Origin of the sequence: Nocardia sp., assembly GCF_025465275.1 — a bacterium.
Taxonomy (GTDB): domain Bacteria; phylum Actinomycetota; class Actinomycetes; order Mycobacteriales; family Mycobacteriaceae; genus Nocardia.
Map to the genome: position 1 here is coordinate 1 of NZ_JAODNK010000102.1, position 10,044 is coordinate 10,044.

The 10,044-nt window shown below is 65.3% G+C and carries 9 protein-coding genes; 5 read left to right on the top strand and 4 right to left on the bottom strand.

All coding sequences use genetic code 11. The annotated features are described in order from the left end of the window. Positions 1–692, bottom strand: a 692-nt coding sequence (locus JWN03_RS23955) for a DUF4232 domain-containing protein (RefSeq protein WP_366914467.1), incomplete at its 3' end; no start/stop codon positions are given. A gap of 424 nt (positions 693–1,116) precedes the next feature. On the opposite strand from JWN03_RS23955, the gene JWN03_RS23960 reads away from it, so the two are divergent. The 4 genes from JWN03_RS23960 (at position 1,117) to JWN03_RS23975 (ending at position 4,024) form a co-directional block, all read left to right on the top strand. Beyond that, the gene (locus tag JWN03_RS23960; RefSeq protein ID WP_297619176.1) at positions 1,117–1,488 is read left to right on the top strand and encodes a hypothetical protein; all 372 of its coding nucleotides are present in this window, start codon (positions 1,117–1,119) and stop codon (positions 1,486–1,488) included. After that, positions 1,469–1,987 carry a DUF6879 family protein gene (locus JWN03_RS23965; protein WP_297619179.1) on the top strand — a complete coding sequence of 173 codons (519 nt, stop codon included), beginning with the start codon at positions 1,469–1,471 and terminating at the stop codon, positions 1,985–1,987. Before JWN03_RS23960 ends, JWN03_RS23965 begins: the two co-directional genes overlap by 20 nt. Further along, a complete protein-coding gene (locus JWN03_RS23970; protein ID WP_297619182.1) occupies positions 1,984–2,832 on the top strand; it encodes a helix-turn-helix domain-containing protein in 849 nt (282 codons plus the stop codon). The genes JWN03_RS23965 and JWN03_RS23970 overlap by 4 nt, the downstream gene beginning before the upstream one ends. A 136-nt stretch (positions 2,833–2,968) precedes the next feature. Further along, complete coding sequence (locus JWN03_RS23975) at positions 2,969–4,024, top strand: phosphatidylinositol-specific phospholipase C (RefSeq protein WP_297619185.1); 1,056 nt, start codon at positions 2,969–2,971, stop codon at positions 4,022–4,024. Here the strand turns inward: JWN03_RS23975 and JWN03_RS23980 are convergent. Continuing rightward, entirely contained in the window at positions 3,998–5,563 is a 1,566-nt protein-coding gene (locus JWN03_RS23980; protein ID WP_297619189.1) for an MFS transporter, read from the bottom strand. The two genes, JWN03_RS23975 and JWN03_RS23980, sit on opposite strands and share 27 nt — an antisense overlap. Before the next feature lie 103 nt (positions 5,564–5,666). Here JWN03_RS23980 and JWN03_RS23985 point away from each other — a divergent pair, with 103 nt between their 5' ends. Next, a complete protein-coding gene (locus tag JWN03_RS23985) occupies positions 5,667–6,185 on the top strand; it encodes a MarR family winged helix-turn-helix transcriptional regulator (RefSeq protein WP_297619193.1) in 519 nt (172 codons plus the stop codon). On the opposite strand, the gene JWN03_RS23990 is transcribed toward JWN03_RS23985, so the two are convergent. Both JWN03_RS23990 and JWN03_RS23995 read right to left on the bottom strand, forming a co-directional pair. Further along, positions 6,104–7,339: an MFS transporter gene (locus JWN03_RS23990; protein WP_297619195.1), complete on the bottom strand. Its 1,236-nt coding sequence runs from the start codon at positions 7,337–7,339 to the stop codon at positions 6,104–6,106. The genes JWN03_RS23985 and JWN03_RS23990 overlap by 82 nt on opposite strands. Before the next feature lie 249 nt (positions 7,340–7,588). After that, positions 7,589–9,970 carry a beta-glucosidase gene (locus JWN03_RS23995; RefSeq protein ID WP_297619198.1) on the bottom strand — a complete coding sequence of 794 codons (2,382 nt, stop codon included), beginning with the start codon at positions 9,968–9,970 and terminating at the stop codon, positions 7,589–7,591. Positions 9,971–10,044 lie beyond the last annotated feature (74 nt).

Here is a 10,044-nt window from a genome sequence, read left to right on the forward strand (position 1 = left end):
CAGATCAGGTTGTCCCAGGGCAGCCAGAGCGATTCGGTGTTGTCGGGCGGGTAGACGCGCAGGGTGCTGGTGCGCAGGGCGGCGCAGTCGTTGATCTGCTTGGGGTAGGTGATGAACTCGAATTGGGCTGCCGCGCCGGGTGCGAGGGTGACCGGGGCGGCTTTGGGCGCCTGCGGACCCTGGTCCCGATCGGCGGGCTCGCCCACCGGGTCACCGCTGGGACCGTTGGTTTGCGAGACGCCCGGGAATCCCTGCAGGACACAGGTTCGCGAGCTGGAGTTGATAAACCTCAGGAACCAGTCCCCTCCCACCGGACCACCAACCCCCTTGTCCAGGCGGAGCTGGGCGGTCACGCACTTCGGGATTGCGGTGTCGACGGGAGTCGCCGGGTCGGCAACGGGACTTCCGTTCCCGGGCACAGCGCTGGTTTGAGGGACGCCGCCACCGGGCTCAGTCGCGTTCCCCGGCTGGGTGGGCTGCCCCGGTTGGGCAGTTTGCCCTGGAGGCTGCCCGGTGTGAGCCGCCGGGGTGGTACCTGCCACCGACCCGGGTGTGGAGCTCGGATCGCACCCGCTGGCGGTTAAGGCGATCCCCGCCGCGAAGCCGGCGACGATCAGTGACTTGATCCGCATAAGATCCCCTCGAATTCGGTACTGCAACCGTTCGTACGCAAGCTGCACATCGAGCCGCATCAGCCCCCGTTACGCCACGGCGTCGACGAGATTCCGCGTAATCCGTGGCAGTGCAACGCAGTTCGCCGTACCTCTGCCCGAAACCCCCTGCTCCGGCCACCTTCGGGCAAGACTTTAACACCGGGCGGCACGACCTGTGCCCCAGAAAGTGGGGGCCGACCCGTACAGAATCGTGGCCTACCTTGCTGCGCAGTAGTCGAACACCGAAGATCCGAACACGATGCGGACGTGGCACTGACTGTCCTGCACACCAAGCCCTTTCGAAGAGTGGCTCTGAGCCGGGTGAACGACGACGTCAAGCTCACCCGGCCCATTGCAAACGACGCTAAGTACCCGCGCGCGAAAATCTGAACGAGATTTCTCTAAATTTCTCGCTGGTACGATTTCCGTTGACTGGTTTCACCTGGTGTCTCACGATCGAGATATGGAAGAAATCACACGAAATGCCATGGCAGAAGAACAGCCCCTGCACTTGACCTTCCTCGGCAAGAACACCCAGAACGGCGGAAGCCCAACGCTCTTCGCCACCAACCGAGGGACGTACGTCATTCAGAGCTGGAAAGTGAAGGGACATCATGACCGCGTGGAGATCCCTCACCGGCTACTTGCCCACACCCGCCCAGGCACCAGCGTCGGCGCAGCGTTGGAGGACACCGGGCGCGGAACGTTCATCCTGTCGGGTACCCCGGTGACGGACGTTGAGGCGCTGGCGCAGATGAACGCCCCGGACCATGAAACCAGCGTCGAGGTTCCCGTCGGACAGGAGATTTGGGTAAATGCAGATACTGCAAGGTGAGGAAATCGACAACCTTCTCCGATCCTGCGAGCACAGCGCCTGCCACCTCGAAGTGCTCGACACCTACGAGACTCCGGAGGAAGCCGAGCCGTTCCACAAGTTCTTGGCCGGCGAACCTGACGACTACGCATGGGGCACGGCCTGGTGGAGCCTGATTCGTGAGGTCACGACCTCCGGACGAGCTGTGCGGCGTGCCCGTATCGTCACCGAACCCCATGTCGACTACACCCGCTGGGGTCTCGTTGTCGCAGAACAGAACATCGCCGTGGGCGAGGAAATCCGCTATCTCGCTCGGCATCTGATCGACCCGTCCGAGTTGACGACGGATGACTTCTGGCTGCTCGACGACCGAGTACTCGCGTTCACAGCCTTCGAGCCGTCAGGACGATACATCGGATGGGGTATCAGCTACGACCCGGTGATAGTCGAACATGCTCGGGTGGTGTGGAATCGGGTGTGGGACAAGGCAGTACCCCACGCTGATTACGTCAAAGCGTGACTACCACCGCGAGGCAGGCCCGCGAGGCGTTCGGTGAGCGCCTGCGCAACCTCCGCAAGGACGCAGGGCTTACCGGCAGGCAACTCTCCGAACTTGCCGGTTGGCCTCCTTCCAAGGTCTCGAAGATCGAGTACGGCAGGCAGGTCGCAACAGATGATGACGTCCGCCTCTGGTGCATCCACACCCGCGCAGCCGATCAAGTACCCGACCTCATCGCCAACCTGCGCAACGTTGAAACGGCATACCTCGAATGGCGGCGGATGCGGTTGCCGCACAGGCAGAAACAGTCCATAGCGACCGAGGCCAAGACGAACCTCATGCGCTGGCACGAGCCCGTTCTTGTGCCAGGCTTGTTGCAGACGCCGCCCTATGCTGAGGCGCTGTTGCGAACCGTGCTCGATTTCTGCGACGAACCAACGACCGAGATCGAGGCAAGCCTTTCCGCCCGCTTGGAACGTCAGCAAGTCCTGTACCGGGGCAATCACCGCTTCTACTTCATCCTCGCGGAACAGGTTCTCCACACCCGCGTCGGCACAGCGGACACGATGCTCGAACAGATGGACCGCTTGCTGACAGCGATGTCCCTGCCGCGCGTCGTACTGGGCATCGTCCCGTCGGCGCACACCTACACCGCACCTACCAATAACTTCATCATGTTCGACACTCGAATGGTGCAGGTCGAGACCGTCTCCGCTGAGCTGACGATCACCCAGCCCAGCGAGATAGCGTTATACGACAAGGCATTTCACCGCCTCAAGGATCAAGCCATCCACGGGAAGGATGCACGCGCCATGATCGCGGCGGCCGTGGCCGACGTGCGGTCCGGTCATGACCCAGACACATAGGTTCCGAAGTGCGGCCGGATGATCATCACTCTCACCAGGGATATTCGCTAAACCGGCGATCTTGGTCTCTTGTCCAGGTTAGGCTCCCCGCTCGATACACATGCTCGCATTTCGGGCATGCAGAACGAGGGACCTGATGAGACTGACTCGCCGAGAATTCGTGCGCACCGCTGTGGCCGCCACTGCCGGGGCCGCTGTGGCCGGACTGAGCGCTACCGGCGCACAAGCCGCACCGGGGCCGCTGCGGCGTAGCGTGGGCGCACCGCAGGCGTGGATGGGCGCGCTACCCGACAGCACTTCGCTACTGCGGCTGACGATTCCGGGCACTCACGATTCCTGCTGCAATAGCTCGCTGCACGGCACCCCGTGGGCCCAGACCCAGAACTGGGCGCTCCCTGATCAATTCCAGCAGGGGATCCGCTTCCTCGATATGCGCCTCAATGGGTTGCAGGACCATACCAGCGATTCGTTCGGGGTCTATCACTCGTCGGCCTACCAGGGCATCACCTTCGACGGCGTGCTCGATGACTGCCGAAACTTCTTGGCCCGCAATCCGAGTGAGGTCATCGTCATGCGGGTCAAGAAGGAAGACGGCACCAATAATGACGTCGATGGCAACTTCGAGCAGATCTTCGACGGGTATCTGGATACCAAGGGTTACCGGCCGCTGTTCTGGATCGGCAATCACATTCCGACCCTCGGTGAGGCGCGCGGGCGGGTCGTGCTGATCGCGCAGTTCGCCAATCAGCTGCCCGCACTGCAGTGGCCCAGCGGTGACAATGGAGACTTGTCGAACAACTTCTTCTATCTCCAGGACCGCTACAAGGCCAATGGCCTGATGGGTCTGGACTCCGGATCTGCCGGTGGGACCGGATCATTCGGTGGCGGGAAGTCGATCGGCGGCACCGGCTCCGCCGATACCGGGTCCTCCGGCGGCGACAAGTTCTCCTATGTCAGCGCCTGCTTCGACAAGGCGGCCGCCGACAGCAATAACTCGCTGATGTACATCAACTTCACGAGCTACTCCGATAATGCCTGGCCCAGGGACAATGCCGATGCGATCATGCCGCAGGTGGAGCGCTACCTGACTGCGCACCGCACCCAGCCCGGCCACTTCGGCATTGTCCCCATGGACTTTCCGGACCTGTTCCCGAACGTGCTCGGCCTACTGCTGGAGAAGAACTTCCTCTGACGGAATGGGCTCCGGGGGCGCCTCCGCGGGTTTTCTGCTGGGGCGCATGGTGATTGCCAGCACGGCGGCTCCGGCGAGTGCGATCACCATGGTCCAGACCGAGCCCACGTGCATGGCGTGGATGAACGCATCGTTCGCGGCATGAGCGAGGTCGGGCCGCTGGATCGTCGCGGCGATATGCCGGGCTTGTTCGGCGGAGACCCGCGCTTGATCCCGCACCGGGCCGGGCACATCCTGGAGCGAACCGTCGATCGCATGCCGGTAGGTGATCGACATGATGGTGCCGCCCACCGCGATTCCGAGCACACTGCCGGTCTGGCGCACGGTATTGGTGACCGCGGATCCGGCGCCGACCCGCTCCAGCGGCAGTGTGTTCATCAGGGCGGCTGTCACCGAACCCATCACGATGCCGATCGAAAGTCCCTGTACCGCAAGGACGATCTCGTTCCAGATGAGCGGGGTGTGTAGCCCGAACAATGCGAAGCTACCCATGGCCAGTGCCGCGACGGTCACCGCCGTCGCGGTCACCGGGCGAATAGTCCAGCGGCGCACCAGGCGAATGCCGAGTGGTCCGCCCACCATCGCGCCGACCGCGGCCGGAGAACTGGCCAAACCTGCCTGCAACGGTGAAAAGCCCCGTGCGCCTTGCAGATAGAACGCGCCGTAGAAACCCGCGGCGGTCATGGCGAACAGCAGCAGGCCCAGCGCCGCATTGCCGCCGCCGAAGATGCGGCCCGCGAGCAGCCGGGGATCGAAACTGGGCTGGCGCATACGCAATTCGACGACCACGAAGGCAGTCAGCAGCACCACACCGCTCGCGATTGGAGCCCACACATCGAGCGGGGTCCAGGAGGCCACCTGGCCCGCGCGAATCAGCCCGTAGGCCAGCGCGCCGAGGCCGCTGATCGACAGGACGAATCCTGCGGGATCGAGCGGACGCTTAGTGGGGCTGCGGAATTGCGGCACCAGAGCGACGATTCCGATCAGCGCGAGCGCCACGGCCGGGACATTGATGAGAAAGACCGAGCCCCACCAGAAATGGTCGAGCAGCACACCGGCGATGAGCGGACCCGCCGCCAATCCGACACCGGCGGAGGCCGACGAGATGCCGATGGCGGTGGATCGGGCCGGGCCGGTGAAGGTCCAGGTGAGGATGGCCATGGTGGCGGGCATGATCATGGCGCTGCCCACGCCCATGGCGGCCCGGGCGGCGATGAGCTGTCCGGCGTCGCCGGCGAAGGCCGCCCACACCGAGGCGGCGGCGAAGGTCGCCATGCCGGTGGCCAGGACGGTCCGGTGACCGAAGCGGTCGCCGAACGCGCCGGCGGTGAACATCAGGGCGGCGAAGACCAGGGTGTAGGAGCCGGTGGCCCATTGCAGTTGGGAGAGGCTGGCGCCGAGGCCGCGGACCGGGTCGGCGAGGGTTTCGGCGGCGATGCCGAGGATGGTGTTGTCCATCCAGATCAGGAATGACGAGAGCAGGAGTACGGCGAGAATCAGCCGCTGCCGGGATTTCGGCAACGTCACAGGTGTGGTCATGGCTGGAACCTTCACAGGAGTCTTCGGTACGATCGGTAGGAACCTGACGATCTAAAGAATGCATAATCGTCAGGAACCTGTCAATCTCTAGGAAGGCTGGACGGTGGGTTCCTATCGCGGCGAGGGCGGTTCCCTGACCTTCATGGTCCGCACGGTCTGGCTGACCATGCGCTCGGCAATCGGTGAGGAGCTCAAGGCTTTCGGGCTCTCGACCTCGCAGTATGCGACGCTGATGATGACCGAATCGCACCCCGGGCTGTCGGTCGCGGATATTGCTCGCGAGGTGGCCAGCTCTCGGCAAGCCGCAAATGAAATGCTCGGCGGACTCGAAGCGGAGGGCCTGATCGAACGAAGCCCGCATCCCACCGATCGGCGCACCCACCAGATTCATGTCACCGAGTCCGGGCGAGAACGGTTGGCAGCGGCGCGCATTGCGGTCGCGCGGCGGGAGGCCGAACTGGAGGCGCGATTCACGCCCGAGCAGCAGGCCTCGATTCGGGACTGGCTGGAGGGACTTGCCGAAGCGTGCGCCGCAACCGGTCAGCGCACGGAGCGAATGGGTGCGACGGCGAGTGCGCCGAGTATCGACAGCACACCGCCGAAGAGGAAGAGCGGCGCGTAGCCGCCTAGGCTGACCACCGCCGAGGCGACAAACGGGCCGAGGATCTGCGGGGCCGCATTCGCTATATTCAGGACGCCCATATCGCGGGCGGCGTCCTCCGCCTTCGGCAGCACCATGGTGACCAGGGCGGTATCGACCGCCATGTAGCAGCCGAACGCCACACCGTTGACCGCCGCGAAGGCCAGCATGCCGGGCCAGGTCGGGCTGATGACCGGGATCAGCTGCGCGGCCGCCGCAATGCCCGCGGACAGCCCGACAAAGAGCTTGCGGCGATTCAGGCGATCGGAGAGCACACCGCCGGCCACCGTCGAAAGTGTCATGCCCACAGCCGAAATGCCGGTCAGAATCGCCACCGCGGTGGACGGCTTCAGCCCGCCGGGCAGGGAGATATGGTCCTGCAGGATGTAGAGCTGGTAGCCGACGACGGAGAAATAACCCAGGACCAGCAGGAAACGGCCGATGAAGGCCCAGCGGAAGTCGTGCTCCCGCAATACGCTCAGGAAGGTGCGCCCCTGATCGCGCAGGGACGCTGCCTGTTTGGCAGGCATGCGCTGCTCACGCGCGCCGGCGGTGAACACGACGGCGGCCGCCGCGACGAGCAACCCGAGCGCGAGGTAGCCGGTGCGATAGCTGAAGGCCGATGCCAGGCCGACACCGGCCACCGTCCCGAAGGGCAGGCCGAGACCGACTGCCGCAGAAGCGACTCCACGACGCGCGAGCGGCACCCGGTCCGGAACCACCGAGGTGATGGCGGCCTGATAGATATTCATGACCGCCTGACCCACACACCAGGCGATCGTCACCAGCAGCACGGTATTCACACTGCCCAGCAGCGCCATGGCGGCGATCGCGGCCAGGCCGCCACCGAGAATCCAGGGATTGCGGCGACCGGAACGATCCGAGAGCGCGCCCGCGACCGGGTTGAAGATTGTAGCGAAGATCGCCGAAATGCCTGCTACCAGACCGAGATTGGCGACCTTGTCGGCTGCGTCGATATGTTCGACCTGCAGGGGGAGCAGCACACCACCGACGCCGGAATACATCGCGTACATGGCGGCATTGCCGAGGAAGAGCAGGGGCAGCAGGCCCTTGGTGGGAGCGTTGACGGTAGCGGAGTTCCCGCCGAGAGAGATATCGGCGTCAGAGTGAGCCACGGTGAAATCCAAAGTGTGCGAGTGAAAGTGGATAAAGGATTCGCGGCTCTTGTGACCGTGCCGTCCGACACCCGCCCCGTCATTGGGACAGATACCCCTCGTCATCCCGGCGCGTTTTTGGCCGGGATCCATACTCACTGCGGTCCAGCAACCCCGGCCAAACGCATGCCGGGATGACGAGGGCGGTGACGGGGTGGTGTGAGAGCAGGTTCCGGGCCCGAACGCGAGGCGGGCCCGGAAACCTGGAGGTCAGCTGATTTCTGCGGTGAGGGGCAGGTCGGCGACCGAGGTGCCGATGTGCAAGGTGAAGACTCCGGGTTCGACGGCCCAGCCCTGTTCTGTCCAGTGTTCGAATGAACGCTGTGGCAGATCGACGGTGGCGGTGACGGTTTCGCCTGCGGCGGCTTCGACCAGGGCGAAGCCGGAGAGCCAGCGCACCGGGCGGTCGACGGCGCTGTCCTCGCGGGAGAGGTAGGCCTGGACGACCTGGCGGCCGGTCCGGTCGCCGGTATTGCGGACGGTGACTGTGGCGGTACGCCCCGTCACGGTCAGGTCCGCCAGCTCCCAGGTGGTGTAGCCCAGGCCGTGGCCGAACGGATATGCCGGTGTCACACCGGCTTTCAGCCAGGCGCGGTAGCCGATGTGGATGCCCTCGTAGTAGGGCAGCGAATTGTCGGCGGCGGGCTTGGTGTTCAGCACCGGCACATCGGCCATGACCTTGGGCCAGGTGGTGGGCAGGCGGCCGCCGGGTTCGGCAGCGCCGGTGAGCACATCGGCCAGCGCCGAACCGAATTCCTGGCCGGGGAACCAGGTCAGCAGCACGGCGGCGACATCATCGCGCCACGGCATCTCCACGGGCGAACCGGAATTCACCACCACGATGGTGCGCGGGTTCACCGCGGCGACGGCGGCCACCAGTTCGTCCTGACGGCCGGGCAGTCGCAGATCCTTGCGGTCGAAGCCCTCGGATTCGATCTGCTCGGTGGTGCCGACCACAACCACGGCCACCTCGGACGTGCGGGCCAATTCCACTGCGGCGGCGAACTCTTCGTCGGCGGCGCGGCGCGGACGGCCGACCGCGTAGGTGAGACCCATGGCGGGCAAGCCCGAATCCAGCACCGGGGCGAGCTGGATGAGCACATCGAGCTCATCACCCTCGGCGAGCGTGCGAGTCACCCAGCGCTGCGGCGGATTCAGCAGCATCTCGACCGGATCGGCGCCGGCGGGCATGACGGTCTCGGTGAGCACGGTTTCGCCGTCGATATCCAGGCGCAGCATGCCCACACCGGCGAAACCGATCCGCCACTCCCCCGCCGTATCGACCCGCAGCTTGCCGCGCAGTTCGAAGGACTTGGCCTGCATGGCATTCGGATTGCCGAACAGCATGAGCCCACCCGCGGTGCGGTGCTCGCTGTCCAGGACGGTGTCGCCGTCGAGGTAGCGCAGCCGCAGACCCGGCGTCCCGGTCTCCGGATCGGTGACCAGGTCGAGCGGGACCGGAATCATATGGTCATTGAGGTGCACACCCGGCGTGTACCGCACCGGCAGCACCGCCGACAGGCCCTCGAGCGGCGAAGTCGTATGCGCCGGAATGACTGTGGCGCTACCGCCGCCCATGAAGCGAGGCTCGGTGGCGGCCGCACCCAGCAGCGCGACCTGGGCGGGCTTGCCCAGCGGCAGGGTGCCGTCATTCGCAGCCAGCACCATGGCCTTCGCGGCGGCCTCACGCACCAAGCCTTGCGCAGCCTTGTCGGTGAAAGCCGGTGGCTGCTGCGGGGTTCCGTTCAGCGCGCCGACTCGAACGGCGAAACGCAGTATGCGGCGCACCTTTTCATCGATGGCCGACTCGGGGACCTCACCCTTGCGCACCGCCTCCACCAGGGGCGCGCCCCACAGCTCCCACGGGCCGGGCATGGCGATATCGGTGCCCTCGGCGGCGCCCGCGGTGGACCGCACCGCGGTCCAGTCCGACACCACCACGCCGTCGAAACCCCACTCGCCCTTCAAAGGCTCGTCCAGCAGGGTGTTCTCGGTCATGGTGGTGCCATTGACCGAGTTGTAGGAATCCATGATCATCCACGTGCCCGCCTGCACCGCCCGCTCGAACGGGTACAGGTACAGCTCACGCAGGGTGCGCTCGTCGGCGATGACATCGGCGCTGAAGCGTTCGGTCTCGGAGTCGTTGGCCACGTAGTGCTTCGGGCACGCGCTCACGCCGTGCGCCTGCACCGCGTCCACATAGGCGGCCGCGATCTCGCCGGTCAGCATGGGATCTTCGGAGAAGCATTCGAAATGCCGTCCGCCGAGCGGGGATCGGTGCAGATTGATGGTCGGGCCGAGTACCGCGTACACATCCTTGCGGCGCGCTTCGGCGGCGATGAGCCCGCCGATCCGGCCGAGCAGCGCCCGGTCCCAGGTCGCGGCCAGCGCCGTACCCGAGGGCAGGCTCACCGACGGGTCGCGCTCGTCCCAGAGTTCGCCGCGCACACCGGAGGGGCCGTCCGAGACCGGCATTTCGGCCAGGCCGATGCTCGTATCGCCGGCGAAGCGGAAAACGCCCGAGCCGGAGATGAGCCGGACCTTGGCCGCCAGATCCAGTTTGGCCAATAGGTCGTCGATGACGTCGTTCATGCCAGTTCCTCCCAGAAGTTCACCAGATCCGCCGACACCTGCGCGGGCACGGTCTCATTGGGCACATGCCCGGA